The following is a 17,781-nucleotide window of genomic DNA, read 5'->3' as shown; positions in this document are numbered from 1 at the left end:
TTCTTACTTGGCATCTTATCTCATCTTTAATTTGAAAAGCAACCTCTTATAAGACTAATATTTAATAATAAATTAATACAGAATTAACAGTAAAAGTGTGAGTTCTTAAAATTTTATTAAATTTGGTTTCAGATTATTAATCTACAGGAGTTCACATCTTTGAAACTATGAGTAAACCGAATAAAATAACGCTCATTTTTATCCTCATTTTTGTAGTAGGAGTGCTCAGCTTCGTGGCCTACATCAATTATTCTCTAAATAATCCGACCTTTTCTTCTGAAGAAGACCGCGAATTTTCTTTACTCGAAACCGAATAATTTTTATTTGGTATCTTTAGTAGGAGATCCCTGCTATGAAAAATTATTCCACTCTTGCTGTTTTTACGTATCCTCATGAATATGCTGTTCTAAAACTTCTATTTGAGCAGGAGGGAATTGATTATTTTTTCCAGAACGAAACTATGATAGGAGTTTTTCCCTTCTACTCCAATGCCCTGGGAGGAATTCATCTTAAGGTACATAAAATAGATATTGAAAGAGCAAAAAAGATCCTCGATTCATTCAACGGTTCATCCTCTCCTTTAAAGATCGTTTAGTTGTTAACACATATATTAATATTATCTTTTTCTTTCTTTTTTAAAAAAATTAAATGTTGTCTATTATAGTCTGTTGATATGTGGAATAACTTTTTTGAATTTTTGTTGTTCTTTCAGATAAGATTTCTCCAGCCACAACTTATGAACAAGTGTTAAAATATTTAACTACTTGATTTATAAATAGTATTAAGACTTTCTTAACAACTGTTCATAATGAAATGTAAATTAAAGATGATGAAAACTTTAATTTTTGCTGCTGTTCAAAAGTGAAATTTTAGTGCTTATAACTTGTCCAAAAATTCAGGAGTTAAAATTTTATTAGCTGGAAAATCTGTGCATATGGGCTATTGCGAGGAATTATCCAAATTTGGTTTTTATTTTTTGATCTCTTTTTATTAACATTTCTGTTGAAATTCTAACTACTTCATTTTAAAGCTTCTGTAACATTTAATTAACATTGGCATTAATTGAAGTTGATAAGCCTATTTTCTACCTTTGCCGGCACACAACACACACTATAAATGAAAATAGCAATAGGAAATGATCACGCAGGAACCGAATATAAATTCGAAATCCTGAAATACCTGGAAGAACAAAACCACAGCGTTTCAAACCACGGAACTGACAGTGAAGAAAGCGTTGATTATCCCGATTTTGTTCATCCTGTAGCCTCTGAAGTAGAAAGTAAGGAAGCAGATTTTGGTATTATTATCTGCGGAAGCGGAAATGGTGCTAACATGACTGCTAACAAACACCAGGGAGTTCGCTCAGCGCTATGCTGGACCAAAGAGATAACCGTTTTGGCTCGCGAACATAATGATGCTAACATTTTAAGTATTCCTGCACGTTTTACTTCTAAACCACAAGCTGTAGAAATGGTAAAAGCTTTTCTTGAAACCAAATTTGAAGGTGGAAGACACAGCAGAAGGGTAGAAAAAATAGCCTGTAAATAACATTTTTTACCATGCAAATTGAGACAAAAGCTTTTGAAGATCTCAGTCTTCAGGAGCTTTATGATGTATTGCAGCTGCGCTCTGAAATCTTTGTGGTAGAACAAAATTGTGTCTATCAGGATATTGATGGAAAAGACGACAAGGCCTTACATGTGCTGGGAACTGAAAACAATCAATTGGTTGCCTACACCCGTATTTTTCCTCCCGGAATATATTTTCAGGAAGCTGCTATTGGCCGTGTAATTGTAAAAGATACCGTGAGAAATAAAGCTTTTGGTCACCAGATACTAAAAGCTTCTATAGAAGCTATCAAAGAACATTTCCACACTACCCGGATCAAACTTTCTGCTCAAACCTATCTCATAAAATTCTATGAATCCCACGGCTTTGTAAAGATCGGGGATGAATATTTAGAAGATGGCATTCCTCACATTGGTATGATAAGGGAATAATTACTTCAGGATCTGCTGGTATTTTGAAGAATCGTCCAACAATTTATTAGCAGCCAGGATCTCTTCATTGGCAGTTGTATAGTAATTATAAAGTCCTTCTTTGTAGTAATACCTTTTTATGATCTCATCTGTTAACAGCGAAAGAATTTCCTCTTTTTGAGCATCCAAAGCCGCAGCTTTTGAACTTGCAATGATCTTTTTCATCGCCTGAAATTCTGCTTTTAATTCCTCATCAAAATCTTCTATCTCAGCTGAATTTTTCAGCTTTTCCAGTTGTTTTTCTGTATAGGTCTGGTATTCAAAATCTGTAGAAGAAAGAAAGTTTTTGAAATCTTTGAAATCACTTTCGGTAAGTTTTACATCAGCGGGAGAAGCCGGGTTGTGTGAATAATAATACCGGGTAGCATAGTCAAAAATAGCATTTTGCTGAAGGATTTCATTCGTCAGGCTGCTGTATTCAGAATTTTCCAAATTGATGTCCGGTTCTATTCCTCCCCCGTCGTAAACTTTTCTTCCATTACGGGTAAGGAATTCGTTATAATCTTTTGAATCTATACGTACCGCTTTACCTTCCTCATCGCGGTTCCAGTAATCGAGGGACTGGATACACCTTCCGCTGGGAGTATAATAACGGGAAATTGTCACTTTTAACTGGGTACCATAGGTGAGATCTTTTGGTCTTTGAACCAGCCCTTTTCCGAAGCTTCTCGCTCCCATAACAACTCCACGGTCAAGATCCTGAAGGGAACCCGCAACGATCTCACTGGCAGAGGCACTACGGCCGTTAATAAGAACCACCACCGGAATTTCACTATCTATGGCTTTTCTGGTGGTCATAAAGGTCTGGTTGTACTTTTCAACAGCTGACTTTGTGCTGGTGATAAGTTCCCCTTCCGGAATAAAAATATTGGCGACATTAACTGCTTCAGAAAGTAGACCGCCGGGATTGCCACGCAAGTCAAGAATGACATTTTTAGCACCTTTTTCCTTCAGCTCCTTTAAAGCTTTCACAGTTTCTGAAGAAGCATTTCTGTTGAATTGTGATAATACAATGTATCCGGTATTATCATCCACCATATTGTAGTATGGCACCGCTTTGATCTCAATAGCACCGCGGGTGAGCGTAGTAGTATAGGTTTTCCCCTGACGTTTATAAGTCAGATCCACTTTACTGTTAGGAGCTCCTTTTAGCAGTTCTCCTGCATCTTCATCAAAATCGGCTACCGTAATATTCCCGATCTTTATGATCTCGTCACCGGCTTTTAATCCGGCTTTATCTGCAGGATAATCCTGGTATGGTTCCACGATAGTGATGGCATTGTTCTTAATGCCCACTGTGGCGCCAATTCCGGTGTACTCGCCGGCATTATTGATGCGCGCCGCCTGCACTTCCTGTTCGTTCCAGTAATGGGTATATGGATCAAGATCTTCCAGCATGGCATTAATGGCAGTATCCATCAATTCTGCCGGATTGGTCTCATCAACATAGTTCATGTTGAGTTCCTTGAAAAGAGTAGTGAAGATCTCTATCTGTTTGGCGATCTCAAAAAAATCTGATTTAAAACTAACCGTACTGACGAAGAGAACAGTTACCAAAGCCAAAATTCCTGAAGTCTTTAAAAAGGTCTTTTTCATGCTGCTTCATTTTTCTTTCTGCACCAGGTTTTTCAACAATTCTTCGGTAGCGAAAAAGACCTTTTCGTAAGAGACTTTCTCTCTACCTGTATAGACGAACATGAATGCGAAGGTTGAACTTAAATTACTGGTAACAAGATACTTATTTTTTCTATAAGCTTCACGCATCAGTCGCTTCAAGTGGTTACGATCTGTAGCGTGCCTAAAGTTCCTTTTTGGGACAGAAACGCAGGTCTTATTGACTTCGCCGCTTTCTTCGGAAAGTTTTATATACACCAGGCGAAGCGGGTATTTTTTCAGGGAGCTGCCCTCAGCAAAAAGTTGGTCGATGACCGTTTTGCTCTTAAGTTTCTCTTTTTTTCCGAAGCTTTGATCCATGTGGTAAAATTATATAAAAAGATTTCCCTTCTCTGAAGATGCCGAATTTATTCTGAAGCAAAAAAAAGCCCCTTCCGAAGAAGAGGCTTTAAAAATGCCTTTTTTGAAGCCTATTTAACTTCATAAACATTGTTATCCCTTTTCACATCAGCCATTCTTTCACTGGCGTCGATCTCCACCTTAGAGATCTCAGACATTTCAGCGTCAATGGTAAATGAATAAGTTGGATAGGCCCAGGCCCAGTCTTCCACCACTCTTCGATTAAGGGAATCAGAGGCTGCAGGTTTTTCCCAGCGCATCATTTGAAGCGGAATGTAAACCAGTTCGGTAGAGCCATCTTTAAACGTAACAGTCACTTCCACCGGCATTGGCATCAAACCATTTCTTTGAAGGATCACCCTGGTTTTACCATCTTCTTTTTCGACATCCTGAACTCCGTAATCAATGGTGTTGGTTGTCTGTGTCCAGTCTGTTAGATACCAGTCAAGTTCTGCTCCCGAAACCTTTTCAGCAACCCTGATAAAATCATTGGGTGTTGGATGTTTAAATTTCCATTCATCATAATACCTGCGCAGGGTCTTTGCCAGATTTTCTTCCCCAATTATGTATCCCAGTTGAGCTAGAAAAACCTCTCCTTTGGAGTATGCGGCGGCACCATACGCAGCATTGTATGCATACCTGTCTGCATGTGTACTAAGCGGTTGTTCAACACCTGAATTTGCAAGTCGATAATAGCTTCTATAGCCTCCCATGAAAGGATTTTCACTTGTTGTACCTCTAACTTTCTCCATAGCGAGGCTGGAGATGTAGCTGGTAAAACCTTCGTCCATCCATTCGTGTTTACTTTCATTGGTTGCCAATAAGTGCTGGAACCATGCATGTGCCAATTCATGAGCGGTAACTCCTATAAGACTACCCAATGCTCTTTCCCCTGTCACAAGAGTAAGCATGGCGTATTCCATTCCACCATCACCACCCTGAATAACAGAATACTGAGGCCACGGATAAGGTCCAATATTCTCATTGAAGTACAGGAGAAGTTCTTCAGTCTTTGGTTGAAGACTCTTCCAGTTTTCTTTAATTTCAGGTTTATTCTTATAAAGGAAGTGAAGTACGGTACCATCAGCGGCAACTCGTTTGTCATGAATGTATTCAGGGTCAGCAGCCCAGGCGAAATCATGCACCATTTCGGCTTTGAAATGCCAGGTGAGTTTTTTGCCTTTTCGGTTTACCTTCACTCCTGCGTCTTCATAGTTGTACCCAATCTCATTTGGATTTTGGAGAACACCTGTAGCACCTAAAATGTAGTTTTTATCTATACTTATTTTTACATCAAAATCTCCCCAAACACCGTGAAATTCCCTGGCGATGTATGGATCAGCATGCCATCCCTGAAAGTCATATTCGGCCATCTTCGGAAACCACTGGGTCATGGAAAGAGCTACATTTTCGCTGCTGTTCCTTCCGGCACGTCGGATCTGCTCCGGCACCTGCCCTGCGAACTTCATATTGAAGATCACTTTTTCTCCGGGGAGAATCGGCTCTTCCAGCTGTACCTCGAGAACAGTACCTACTTCGTTGTATTTTATAGGTTTTCCGTTCCGGGTGAGTGCATTTACATGCAGGTAACCCTGCTGGGAAGGAGACAACTTCGAGATCCTTGCTCCTACTCTTTGGTCCGGATCTGAAATTGTTCTGGAACGAATGTCCATTTCACTTCCGGGCTGAAAAGCATTGAAATAGAGGTGGTAAAAAACTTTGGTTAAGGTATCTGGTGAATTATTGGTGTATACCAGTTCCTGGTCTCCGGTGTACTGGTAATTCTCTACGTTCATATCAATATTCATCTTGTAATCAACATGTTGCTGCCAATAAGAAGTATTGTTCTGAGCGTTAGAGGTTATAGAGGTTATTAAAAAAAGTGCTACAAGTATTCTCTTCATTTTTTATTTTTTAGAAATTCTGTCTGCTAAGATCAGTGCGTTGTACAAATTGGCCATTTTTCCGGAGGTTGAAAGCTGGTTGAATTTTCCCGTATTTTCAGGATCTCCACCAATCACTACGGTGGCGCTTGAAGTTAAACCGCTATCCATGATCACCTGCTTCACCTGTTCTGCAGTCAATTTTGGATAATAAGACCGAATCATAGCTGCAACACCACTTACGGCCGGTGCTGCCATAGAAGTTCCCTGCAGGTACTCATACTCATTGTTTGGAGTAGTAGACCAGATCTTGGTTCCCGGTGCAAATACGTCAACATTCGTTTTTCCGTAGTTAGAGAACCCTGCAACCAGTCCGCTTCCATATTTGTAGTTCAAAGCACCTACCGTAAGGAAGTTATCGGCTATTTCCTGCGGATTCTTCACATCCTGATCATTCGGATAAACAGTGTTCTCGTCCAGGTTTAATCCTTCATTTCCGGCGGCATTTACGATCAACACATCGTGCTTAGCGGCATATTTGATCGCGTCAAGTACCCATTCCGGATGAGTAGAAAAATATTTTCCGAAGCTGGTATTGATGATACTCGCACCGTTGTCTACTGCATAACGAATAGCAAGCGCGATATCCTTATCATATTCGTCGCCATCTGGCACTGCACGAATTGGCATGATCACCACGTTGTTTGCCACACCATTGATCCCGATATTGTTATTTCTTTCGGCAGCAATGATCCCGGCTACGTGAGTACCATGTTTTATGTCTTCTTTGTCCGGAGTTGGACCAGTAACGTCATTGTTTCCGTAGTTGCGGTCATTGAGATCATCAGGGTTGTCACCTACGATCGCTCTTCCGTCAAGGTTCAGGTTGAAGTGAGAATCCAGTCTTCCGGAGAAATAGTCGATAGCTTCCTGCAGTTGGCCAATTGCTGAAGGAATATCACCTTCGACATTGGTCATTACCTGTGAAAGAAATGATTGATACTGCTTCATCTCCTCAGTGGTAGCTTCCATTTTCTGAAGTTCAGCAAGGGTGTAATCTTCTTTTCCCAGTTTTGCCGAAACAGCCTCGTGAGCCATTTTTAGCTGCTGAGAGATTCCTTCATACTGGTTCTTCATACCTAGAGCCTCGTTGTATTCCTTATCGTATTCGGCTTTGGCTCTTTGATAAAGGGCGAATTCTTCTTTGTCTTCAGGTTTTACAGATGAAGCAGGAATACCATCATATTTAGGCTTCAGTTTCTTAAGGATCCTGACATATTCAAGGTTTTCTTTTACAGCATCTCCTAAAAAGTTCCAACCGTGAATATCATCTACGTATCCATTTTTATCATCGTCTTTGTTGTTGTTTGGGATTTCGTCTTCATTGGTCCAGATAACGTCATCAAGATCTTCGTGGTCAATATCAACCCCGCTGTCTACAACGGCGACGATCACTGTTTTCCCTTTGTTATTTTTGATGATCTCATTATATGCTTTTTGAACGCTCATTCCGGGAATGGTGTCAGATACAAGATCGGCTCCACCCCAACCTTTCAGTTCGGTTTCAGTAAGGTCTGTGACCTTAAGAGGCATGGAATCAATGTTCTCAATAGGGGTTGAAACAATAGCCGGGGCAGAACTTCCGCAACCTGCTACAAAAGCGGCAAGACCGGCAATAAAAATGGGTTTAAAAAATGGGATTTTCATATTTGATTTTAGTTAAATAATTCGTTGAATGTATGTACTTCTTTTAAGCGAACTCCTTTTTCGGTATCCTGAACGCTCACAATTTCGTTGTGCGCATCATGCTCCAGGAAGAGGTAATAATCTTCTGCGGCAGCTTTTTTCAGGAACTTTTCTTTTTCGGAAAGGGTGATCAAAGGCCGGGTATCGTAACCCATAACAAAGGGCAGCGGCAGGTGTCCAGCCGTGGGTAAAAGATCGGCCATAAAAACCAGCTTTTTCCCTTTGTAATTGATGTGCGGGATCATTTGTTTATCGGTATGCCCATCAACATATAAAATTCCGAAGCCCAGTTCTGAGGTGTCCTGAAAATGTTCTCCTGTTCTTTCCACAAACCGCAGTTGACCGCTTTCCTGCATGGGAAGGATATTCTCCTTTAAAAAAGAGGCTTTTTCCCGGGCATTGGGTTTGGTGGCCCACTCCCAGTGTTCTTTATTACTCCAAAAAGTGGCATTTTTAAAGGCCGGTTCATATCCGGTACGGTCTTTATTCCACTGAATACTTCCGCCGCAATGGTCAAAGTGCAGGTGTGTCATGAACACATCGGTAATATCATCGCGGTGAAATCCATGTTTTTTAAGGGATTTATCGATATTGTCATCTCCCCACATGTAGTAATATCCAAAGAACTTCTCACTTTGTTTGTCTCCCATTCCGGTATCGATGAGTATGAGCCTGTCGCCATCTTCAACAAGAAGGCAGGTGGCGGCAATATCGATCATATTATTGGCATCAGCGGGATTCGTTCTGTTCCAGATAGTCTTTGGGACAACTCCAAACATAGCGCCCCCATCCAGCTTGAAGTTTCCGGCTTCAATAGGGTATAAAGTCATAATTTTTGTTCTTAATTTCTTTTCACCGTAAATATAGAACTTTTTCACCGGCTTCAATTTCGTCATGGAAGTGGAAAGGCCGCTTTTTACCTTCTTGATCTATTATTAAAAGAGGAAGGAATTTACTGTCTTCGGAGCGGTTTTGTTTGAGCCAGGTACGGGTGGAAATTTTTTCTTCGACTTCTTCTGTTACCTCCTCAACTTCTCCCGAATCGATCTTAAGGATCCAGGGAGCCAGTTCTGTTTGAGTAGCGAACATGGAAGAGGCTCCTATGCGGTCAAGCAATTCCACTCCCGCACCACCCTGATGTGGGGCAACTAAAACTATATTACGGGGTACAAAGAAAGCGTCATGTGCTAATTGCGCAGCGAGCAGATTGATCTCATTGTTGCTGGTAAGAGCAATAAAAGTGCCTGTGTCAAAAGCCTCTGCACTTTCCATTGTCTCTTCTTTTAAAATATTACCGGTAACCGTAGAAAAGCCCTGAGCCCTGGAATTTTCAGCTAAGTCCCGGTTGGAATCCACTATGACCACTTCCTCATTTTCCTTGAGGTGCCTGGCAAGATAAAGTCCTAAAGGGTTTGCTCCCAAAATGAGAGTTCCTTTCCTGGTTTCCTGGTTGATAAGTTCTCCTCTTTTCCGCAGCCAATTAGTAGTCCAGGTGAGCAAAACGGGAACGCTCAAAGTGGTTAAAATTGCCATAAAGACCAGAATCGAGAAGATGTCATCAGAAATGATCCCCATCTCCAGACCTATTCCCGCTATAATAATCTCTACCGCTCCTCTTCCATTCATTCCTGTTCCCACAGCTATTCCTTCCCGCCACCCATAACCGCTGGGGAGATAGAAAACCGCCGTACCAACAATTTTACCTACCATAGCCACGAGAATGACCACGGTAAGTAATAGGAGATCTGTCTGGAATACCTCAAGAGTGACATGGAATCCCGCCGAAACAAAAAAGATTGGTGCCAAAAAACCTATAGAAACGTCGTGGAAAATATCGTGGATCTCTTTGGATATCTGCCTGTTGAAAACTCCATCCCTAATGAACAATCCGGCCATAAAAGCACCAAGTATACTGTGCAGACCGGCTAATTCGGCCAGTTCACAGAATATGAACACTATCAGAAGAATCAGAGTAAAGTGAAAGGTGCGGCTTTTTACTTTTTTGTCGCTTAGGATCTTTCCGAGTAATGGCAAAAGGAAATATCCAGCCAGTGCTGTAAGTAGAAAGAAAAGAATTGCTTTCCCTGCCACCCAAATAAGTCCCCAGGTATCAATACTACCGGCATCTACAAAACTCAACATTCCGGCAAAGATGATCAGTGCCAATGTATCTGAAATAAGGGCTCCCGCCATTAGTACATAGGCGATGCGGGTATTGAGGAGCTTGAGATCAACAAGTATCCTGCTTTTAGTGGCAAGAGAGGTAACCCCTACAGCAATAGCCACAAAAAGGGCGGCGATATTGGTTCCTCCAAAATAAATTATGGTAAAATATCCCAATCCAAAGGGAACAATAAAACCTCCTATGGCGGCCAAAAGGCCGGGCCACGAGGCTTTTCCCAGGTCTCTGAAATTGATCTCAATTCCAATGTATACCATGAGGAGAATGATCCCCACTTCTGCGAGCACGGCGATCATTTCTGAACTCTCCAAAAGGCCTAAAACAGCGGGGCCTAAAATTATTCCAATGATCAATTCTCCGAGGATAGGTGGATACCCTAGTTTTTTAGCTGCCGTTCCACCAACCCAGGCACCGGCCAGGATGATCAAAAGAGCAAGGATGTTGAATTCTTCCATGTGTCTTGATTATAAGGGTAACTTCAGGATTTCTTGGGGGCAGGTAGAAATCCTGTCCTCTCTTAAAATACCAGAATTTTTAATGTATGGTAATATAAGAGGTATTTTATTTTAATTTTGTGAATTATTATATAAAAATATTAAATAAATGAAGGATTTTCTGGATATACTCCATCACGAGTTCGAATTGCCATTATCCAATCCAGTCATGGTCTTTGCCCTGATCCTTCTTATCATCCTCATTTCTCCTATAGCTCTAAAAAGGCTAAATATTCCCGGAATTATTGTTCTCATAATTTCGGGAATAATCATAGGTCCATTTGGATTTGGCATTTTGGAAAAGAGCTCTGCTATTGATCTGTTCTCCACAATAGGATTGCTATATATCATGTTTATTGCCGGTCTTGAACTCGATATGAACCAGTTCAAGGCGAACCGGAACAAGAGCTTCCTGTTTGGTTTTTTCACTTTCATTCTGCCATTGACAATAGGATTTCCGGTGTGTTTTTACCTACTCGGGTATGATTTTAATGCGAGTTTTTTGACGGCCAGTATGTTTGCAACACATACCCTACTTACCTATCCTATTGTAAGCAGACTCAAGGTCTCAAAGAACGAGGCGGTGGCGATCACTGTGGGGGGAACCATTCTTACAGACACAGCTGTTTTAATCATCCTGGCGGTGATCATGGGAAATCATGAAGGCACCCTAAATGTGGCCTTTTGGCAAAGATTGATCATCTCCCTGGCTATTTTTTCGTCAATAATCTTCCTGGTAGTGCCCCGAATTGCCAAGTGGTTCTTTACTAAAATGGAAACTGAGAAACACTCCCATTATATTTTCGTGCTCTTTGTTGTGTTTATAGCGGCATTCATGGCTGAACTTGCCGGAGTGGAGCCTATTATTGGAGCCTTCCTGGCGGGACTGGCCCTTAATCGCCTCATTCCCCATTCTTCAGCTCTTATGAACAGGATTGAATTTATTGGGAACTCACTTTTTATTCCCTTTTTCCTCATTAGTGTTGGAATGTTGGTCGATATCAGCGTCATCTTTAGCGGGCCTACCGCCCTAATTGTGGCGGCGACCCTGAGTGTGGTAGCTATCTTCGGAAAGTGGCTGGCGGCATTTTTTACTCAGCTAGTTTTCCGGTATTCGGCCCTGCAGCGAAAAGTGATCTTTGGATTGAGCAGTGGTCACGCTGCCGCTACCCTGGCAGTAATTATTGTGGGATATAATGCGGGAATTATTGAGGAGAACATCCTTAACGGCACTGTTATCTTAATACTCGTAACCTCAATAGTAGCTACCCTGGCAACCGAAAGAGCAGCGAGAAAACTGGCAGTAGAGAGCAAGGAAATATCAGCGACCGAGCTGAAGAACTCACGTGCGTACAGGAGTGAAACTATCCTACTTCCCATAGCCAACATCCTTAATTTCGACAAGCTTCTGGAGTTTGCCATCCTTATCAAAGACAAGACCTCCCCCAACCCTGTTTCGATTCTTTCTGTGGTGCCTAACAACGAGGAAGCCGAACTGAACATTGCCCGGGCAACAGAAAAGCTCGACGATTTCATCAAACAGGCTTCAGCAGCCGAAACTAAAGTGAATATACTTGCCGCTATCGATCACAATGTAGCTTCAGGCATTGCCCAAAAATCCAAAGAGATAATCGCCGACCTCATCATCCTTGGTTGGCCAACTCAAAAGGGACTGATGGATAAACTGATCGGCAAAAAAATGGAGCGCATCATTTCTGCCAACAGCAAAACTTCATTTGTAACCTACTTCAGCAGACCACTTGCGACCCATAAAAGGATCTTTACGATTGTGCCGCCATTGGCCGAAAAAGAAAAAGGATTTTCTTTCTGGATAAAGAAATTAGACCTCCTGGCTAAGGAATTAAGTGTGCCGGTGGTAATATCTTCTAATTCCGAAACCTATGCTGAAATCAAGAAAATCCTAAAGGAGCTTAAGACAGATTCCCCCTTTAAGCATAAAAAGTTCGCAGAATGGGAGGATTTTTTGATCCTGGGGAAAGATATGCTTGAAGATGATATAATAGTGCTGGTATCGGCAAGAAAAGGAGGCGTTTCCTATCAACCCCTCCTACCCACCATTCCTGCCAAGCTGGAGAAATACTTCTTCAATAAGAGCAGGATCATTATTTACCCTTAAAACACGGGTAGTCGCTTTTCCCTGCTGTACTTACTTTTCTTATCTTGCTCTTTTTCGGTTTAAAAAAGTAATTTTAACACGCATCAATTAGATTAAAAGTACATGTTAGAACTTGCAGGATTAATAATTCTTGGAATATTGGCTCAATGGGTTGCCTGGAAAACGAAGACCCCGGCGATTTTGCCACTCATTTTGATCGGTCTGCTGGTAGGACCTATTTCTACCCTTATTTCTGATGATGGTACCAAGTGGCTGGAGCCAATCTGGAATGGCACTGAAGGTCTCTTTCCCGGAGAAAGCCTGTTTTACTTTGTTTCTCTTGCAATCGCCGTGATCCTTTTTGAAGGTGGTCTTACCTTGCGGAAGAGCGAAATTGGGAACATTGGACCTGTGATCGTAAAGCTCATAAGTGTAGGTACCGCTGTCACTTTTTTTGGTGCCGGACTTGCAGCTCATTTTATATATGAATTTTCCTGGCAGATCTCATTCCTGTTTTCTTCTCTAATTATTGTGACAGGACCTACGGTGATCTCCCCAATTCTGCGGAATATTCCTTTAAAAAAACACGTCTCCTCTATTTTAAAATGGGAAGGGATACTTATTGACCCCATCGGGGCCCTTATTGCGGTATTAATGTATGAATTCATTCGTGTAGAGGGTGGACAGGATTTTACTCAAACGGCCCTTGCTGAATTTGGGAAAATATTACTTTTTGGTTTTACCTTCGGATTTACTTTTGCCAATCTGCTGGCTTTATTGATAAAGAAGAATGTTATTCCGCATTACCTGCTGAATGTTTTCACCCTTGCGACAGTTTTAGGAGTGTTTGTCCTGGCAGACCTTTTCGCTCATGAAAGCGGACTTCTTGCCGTGGTGGTCATGGGAATGGTGATGGGTAATAAAAACCTTCCGAATATTAAAGAGTTGCTGTACTTCAAGGAGTCGCTAAGTGTACTTCTTATCTCCATTTTATTTATCCTTCTGGCAGCGAATATAGAAGTGGAAGATCTTCTCTTAATTTATAATTGGGAATCACTAATTCTCTTCGGAACCGTTGTGCTTCTGATAAGACCTATTGGAGTATTGATTAGTTCTTTCGGTTCTGGCCTCAAGTTCAATGAAATTGCCTTTATAAGCTGGGTAGGACCGCGAGGAATTGTAGCTGCGGGTATCGCCTCTCTCTTCGGATTAAAACTTGTGCGTGAAGGAGTGGAAGGAGCTGAATATATTACTCCGCTTGTATTTATGATCGTTTTGCTATCGGTCTTGCTGAATGCTACTACCGCCAGGTTCTTTGCGCAGGTCGTGGGTGTTTTTATAAAAAATGCGGAAGGAATCCTCATTATTGGAGCCTCTTCCATTTCGCGACTTATTGCGAAATACCTTCAGGATAATAAAAGGCACGTGGTGCTTGTTGATAATAATGCAGACAATATTCGGAAAGCAAAAGAACTGGGCCTCGAAGCGATTGAAGGAAGTGTATTTGCCGATGATCTTATTAACAATATCGAGTTGAACGACGTGGGTTATTTGATGGCCATGACAGGAAACAGTGATATTAACCGAACCGCCATTACTAAATTCCGGAAACAATTCGGGGAAAAGGGATCTTTCAGATTGATCTCTTCCGACGAAATGAATGACCCGGAAACCAATCCTACCGAAGGTTTATTTTCTCATACAGATGATTACATAAAACTGGCCGAAGTATCCAGAAAGTATCCAAAGATCCATGAGGTCCTCCTTAATAGTCGTGAACATTACGAAGGCCTGTTAGAGATATCCAAAACAGATCCTGCCATAATTCCACTTTTTGTAAAAACAGCCGACGGGGAATTGGAGATCATTCCTTCCCACAGTTCAGAAGTTAAAATTGAAGAAGGTTATTTCCTGATCTATCTCGGTAAAAAGATCAAAAAAGAGGAAAATGGAGACGAGTTCAAGGAAAAGGATTATGAGGAAACGGTAGAAGATCCCGATGTGGAAGGGCGTTAATCATCACTTTCCATTTCAGTCACCAATTCATCAGTGAGCTCCATGTTGTGATAGACATTTTGCACATCATCGTCATCTTCAAATTTTTCAATGAGCTGCATGATCTCTTTCGCCTGACCCAACGGTAGTTCTACTGTATTCAACGGAATACGTTGTACTTCTGCATTCTTAGGCTCTATTCCCAATTCTTCCAGTTTGGAATTCATCAACCCGAAGTCGGTGAAATCGGTATAGACGTACAATGCGTTTTCCTCTTTTTCAATAGAAGTTGCGCCGCCTTCGATCAATTCCAGCTCGAATTCTTCCATATTTTGAGCAATACTTTCCCTGGAAATGGTAAAAACTCCCTTACGGTCAAAAAGGAATTCCAATGAACCATTGGTACCAAGGCTGCCGCCATTCTTTGAAAAGATTGATCGCACGGAAGCTACCGTACGGTTTTGATTATCTGTAGTACATTCAATAAAGAAAGCGATGCCATGGGGACCATAACCTTCAAAGGTCACAGCTTCATAATTGTCCGCTTCTGCCCCACTGGCCTTCTTGATGGCCCTTTCAATGGTGTCTTTGGGCATATTTACTCCCTTGGCATTGGAAATGGCATTTCGCAGCGCCGGATTAGCTTCAGGATCGGGTCCACCGCCTTCCTTCACCGCCACACTTATCTCCTTGATCGCACGTGTGAACTGTTTCGCTCTTTTCTTATCCTGCGCTCCTTTTCGGTGTTTGATATTCGCCCATTTGCTATGTCCGGCCATTGGTTAGTCTTTAGTTTTGAGACGTTAGACTTTCGATTTATCTGTTGTCTCACAAAGTTAAAAAATTGAATGAAGACTCCAGGAATGAAGAAAAGAGAGGAGAGAATAGAGAAAAAAGACCTCTTCAAAAATGACATTTTTAGAGCTTTAAGTATTTGAAAATATTTGGAATGTCTAAAAAGTTCACGCAAAGGGCGCAGAGTCTCCGCAGAGGTCGCAGAGGGAGTAATACAATTTTATTAGTGCATCCGTGGCTCCTTTTAGAACAGAGAAAAATGACCTTCTAAAAGGTCCGCGCAAAGGACGCAGAGTCCCGCAGAGGTCGCAGAAAGGAATAATAAAAGTTTATTAGTGCATTCGTGGCCATTTAAAAAAGAGAAATATAACCTCTCAAAAATGCCCTTTTTGAGACCTGTCAAAATTAATTTGGGAAGCAAAGTTTCCATTCCACAATCAGAAAGACCCCTCGACTCCGCTCGGGGTGACAATCAGATTTTAGTTATTCGTGCATTCGTGGCTTATTAAAAAAGAAAAGGCGCACGATTGAATCGCACGCCTAAATTATTTCATAACAATCTTGAATTTTGAATCTTAAATCCTGAATCGATTAATCGTTTAATTTCAAAACAGCCATAAACGCTTCTTGTGGGATCTCTACGTTTCCAACCTGACGCATACGCTTTTTACCTTTTTTCTGCTTTTCAAGCAGTTTTCTTTTACGGGAGATATCTCCTCCGTAACACTTGGCAGTAACGTCTTTTCTCAAGGCTTTTACAGTCTCACGGGCGATGATCTTCGCTCCGATAGCCGCTTGGATCGGAATGTCGAATTGCTGTCTCGGGATAAGTTCCTTGAGCTTTTCGCACATTTTCTTTCCAATGTCATAGGCATTGTCCACGTGAAGCAGTGCAGAAAGTGCATCTACCACGTTTCCGTTAAGAAGCACATCAACTTTCACAAGTTTTGAAGGGCGCATTCCAATTGGCGAGTAGTCAAAAGAAGCATATCCTTTGGATACGGTTTTCAGTCGATCGTAGAAATCGAAAACGATCTCTGCCAGCGGCATATCGAATGACAGCTCCACCCGCTCCGGAGTGAGGTAAGTTTGATTGGTGATCTGCCCGCGCTTTTCAATACAAAGCGACATTACAGGACCCACAAAATCAGCTTTAGTGATGATGGTGGCTTTAATATATGGTTCCTCCACCCTATCCAGGCTCGATGGTTCCGGAAGGTCAGAAGGATTATTCACCAGGATTACCTGGTCTCTGTTTTTATGAGTATAGGCGTGATAAGACACGTTTGGAACGGTAGTAATTACCGTCATGTCGAATTCCCTTTCCAGTCGCTCCTGAATGATCTCGAGGTGCAACATTCCGAGGAATCCACAACGGAATCCAAATCCGAGGGCTGCGGAGCTTTCAGGAACGAATACCAGGGAAGCGTCGTTCAGCTGTAGTTTTTCCATAGAAGCGCGCAGATCTTCGTAATCTTCGGTGTCTACCGGGTAGATTCCGGCGAAAACCATTGGTTTTACGTCCTCAAATCCGGGAACTGCTTCTGTAGTCGGGTTTTTAGCATCGGTGATGGTATCCCCAACTTTTACTTCTTTAGCTTCCTTGATTCCGGTGATGAGGTAACCCACATCTCCGGTCTTTATCTCATTCTTTGGAAGTTGTTTCAGTTTCAACGTCCCTACTTCATCTGCAAAGTAATTCTTGTTGGTAGCAACGAACTTAATATTTTGCCCTTTTTTGATACTTCCGTTGATCACCCTGAAGTAAGTCTCTACTCCGCGGAAAGGATTGTAAACCGAATCAAAGATCAACGCCCGCAAAGGAGCATCTACTTTCCCTGATGGCGGCGGAATACGCTCAATAATAGCAGCCAGGATCTCATCGATCCCAATACCTGTCTTGGCGCTCGCCGGAATAACATCAGAAGAGTCACAACCTAAAAGGTCCACGATATCATCGGTTACCTCTTCAGGATTTGCACTCGGCAGATCAACCTTGTTCAGTACAGGAATGATCTCCAGGTCATTCTCCAAAGCCAGGTAAAGGTTTGAAATGGTTTGTGCCTGGATGCTTTGTGCGGCATCCACTACCAGAAGTGCACCTTCACAGGCCGCGATAGAACGGGAAACCTCGTAAGAGAAATCCACGTGTCCCGGAGTGTCGATCAGGTTCAGAATATATTGCTCTCCCTTGTAAGTATAATCCATCTGGATCGCATGACTCTTGATGGTAATACCTCTCTCCCGCTCAAGATCCATATTGTCCAGCAACTGCTCCTGCTTCTCCCTGTCTGTCACCGATCCGGTGGAGTCAAGGAGCCTGTCGGCCAGCGTACTTTTTCCGTGGTCAATATGTGCGATTATGCAAAAATTCCGAATATTCTTCATGTTCAATTTCCGAGATAAAATTCCCCTTTTTGGGAATCAGATTTTAAAAGGTACAAATATAGTTTTTTTTAAAGGCCTCTAAAGAAATATTCTTTGGGATCAATTCGCCGTTTTTTCCTGTTTTTCAGGC

14 protein-coding genes are annotated in these 17,781 nt (G+C 41.8%); 6 read left to right on the top strand and 8 right to left on the bottom strand.

From position 1 onward, the window contains the following. Nucleotides 1–167: 167 nt before the first annotated feature. The 4 genes from ACNORC_RS02355 (at nucleotide 168) to ACNORC_RS02340 (ending at nucleotide 2,000) form a co-directional block, all read left to right on the top strand. Complete coding sequence (locus ACNORC_RS02355; RefSeq protein ID WP_418333982.1) at nucleotides 168–317, top strand: hypothetical protein; 150 nt, start codon at nucleotides 168–170, stop codon at nucleotides 315–317. A 35-nt stretch (nucleotides 318–352) separates the two neighbouring features. Beyond that, the gene (locus tag ACNORC_RS02350) at nucleotides 353–595 is read left to right on the top strand and encodes a putative signal transducing protein (protein ID WP_418333981.1); all 243 of its coding nucleotides are present in this window, start codon (nucleotides 353–355) and stop codon (nucleotides 593–595) included. A 521-nt stretch (nucleotides 596–1,116) separates the two neighbouring features. Continuing rightward, complete coding sequence (gene rpiB / locus ACNORC_RS02345; protein ID WP_418333980.1) at nucleotides 1,117–1,548, top strand: ribose 5-phosphate isomerase B; 432 nt, start codon at nucleotides 1,117–1,119, stop codon at nucleotides 1,546–1,548. Nucleotides 1,549–1,559: 11 nt separating this feature from the next. Beyond that, a complete protein-coding gene (locus tag ACNORC_RS02340; RefSeq protein ID WP_418333979.1) occupies nucleotides 1,560–2,000 on the top strand; it encodes a GNAT family N-acetyltransferase in 441 nt (146 codons plus the stop codon). Here ACNORC_RS02340 and ACNORC_RS02335 read toward each other — a convergent pair whose 3' ends face one another. From ACNORC_RS02335 to ACNORC_RS02310, 6 genes are all read right to left on the bottom strand, one after another. After that, a complete protein-coding gene (locus ACNORC_RS02335; protein WP_418333978.1) occupies nucleotides 2,001–3,635 on the bottom strand; it encodes a S41 family peptidase in 1,635 nt (544 codons plus the stop codon). 6 nt (nucleotides 3,636–3,641) lie between these two features. Then, a complete protein-coding gene (gene rnpA, locus ACNORC_RS02330) occupies nucleotides 3,642–4,013 on the bottom strand; it encodes a ribonuclease P protein component (protein WP_418333977.1) in 372 nt (123 codons plus the stop codon). Nucleotides 4,014–4,123: 110 nt separating this feature from the next. Continuing rightward, entirely contained in the window at nucleotides 4,124–5,956 is a 1,833-nt protein-coding gene (locus tag ACNORC_RS02325) for a M1 family metallopeptidase (protein WP_418333976.1), read from the bottom strand. A 3-nt stretch (nucleotides 5,957–5,959) separates the two neighbouring features. Beyond that, nucleotides 5,960–7,642, bottom strand: coding sequence for a S8 family peptidase (locus tag ACNORC_RS02320; protein ID WP_418333975.1), 1,683 nt, complete (start codon nucleotides 7,640–7,642; stop codon nucleotides 5,960–5,962). Nucleotides 7,643–7,650: 8 nt separating this feature from the next. Beyond that, on the bottom strand, nucleotides 7,651–8,511 hold the full coding sequence (locus ACNORC_RS02315; protein WP_418333974.1) for an MBL fold metallo-hydrolase: 861 nt from the start codon (nucleotides 8,509–8,511) through the stop codon (nucleotides 7,651–7,653). A gap of 22 nt (nucleotides 8,512–8,533) precedes the next feature. Then, nucleotides 8,534–10,318, bottom strand: coding sequence for a cation:proton antiporter (locus ACNORC_RS02310; RefSeq protein WP_418333973.1), 1,785 nt, complete (start codon nucleotides 10,316–10,318; stop codon nucleotides 8,534–8,536). A gap of 148 nt (nucleotides 10,319–10,466) precedes the next feature. On the opposite strand from ACNORC_RS02310, the gene ACNORC_RS02305 reads away from it, so the two are divergent. Together ACNORC_RS02305 and ACNORC_RS02300 are read left to right on the top strand one after the other, a co-directional pair. Beyond that, nucleotides 10,467–12,494 (top strand): cation:proton antiporter, encoded by a 2,028-nt coding sequence (locus tag ACNORC_RS02305; protein WP_418333972.1) that lies wholly within the window; start codon nucleotides 10,467–10,469, stop codon nucleotides 12,492–12,494. Nucleotides 12,495–12,596: 102 nt separating this feature from the next. Further along, nucleotides 12,597–14,489, top strand: coding sequence for a cation:proton antiporter (locus tag ACNORC_RS02300; RefSeq protein ID WP_418333971.1), 1,893 nt, complete (start codon nucleotides 12,597–12,599; stop codon nucleotides 14,487–14,489). Here ACNORC_RS02300 and ACNORC_RS02295 read toward each other — a convergent pair. Continuing rightward, complete coding sequence (locus ACNORC_RS02295) at nucleotides 14,486–15,247, bottom strand: YebC/PmpR family DNA-binding transcriptional regulator (RefSeq protein WP_418333970.1); 762 nt, start codon at nucleotides 15,245–15,247, stop codon at nucleotides 14,486–14,488. The two genes, ACNORC_RS02300 and ACNORC_RS02295, sit on opposite strands and share 4 nt — an antisense overlap. 607 nt (nucleotides 15,248–15,854) lie before the next feature. After that, nucleotides 15,855–17,651 (bottom strand): translation elongation factor 4, encoded by a 1,797-nt coding sequence (gene lepA, locus ACNORC_RS02290; RefSeq protein WP_418333969.1) that lies wholly within the window; start codon nucleotides 17,649–17,651, stop codon nucleotides 15,855–15,857. Between the last annotated feature and the right edge of the window lie 130 nt (nucleotides 17,652–17,781).

This window comes from Salinimicrobium soli (assembly GCF_048323655.1).
GTDB classification, from domain to species: domain Bacteria; phylum Bacteroidota; class Bacteroidia; order Flavobacteriales; family Flavobacteriaceae; genus Salinimicrobium; species Salinimicrobium soli.
The sequence above is the reverse complement of the archived record's forward strand: the minus strand, read 5'-3'. Positions and strand labels throughout refer to the sequence as shown.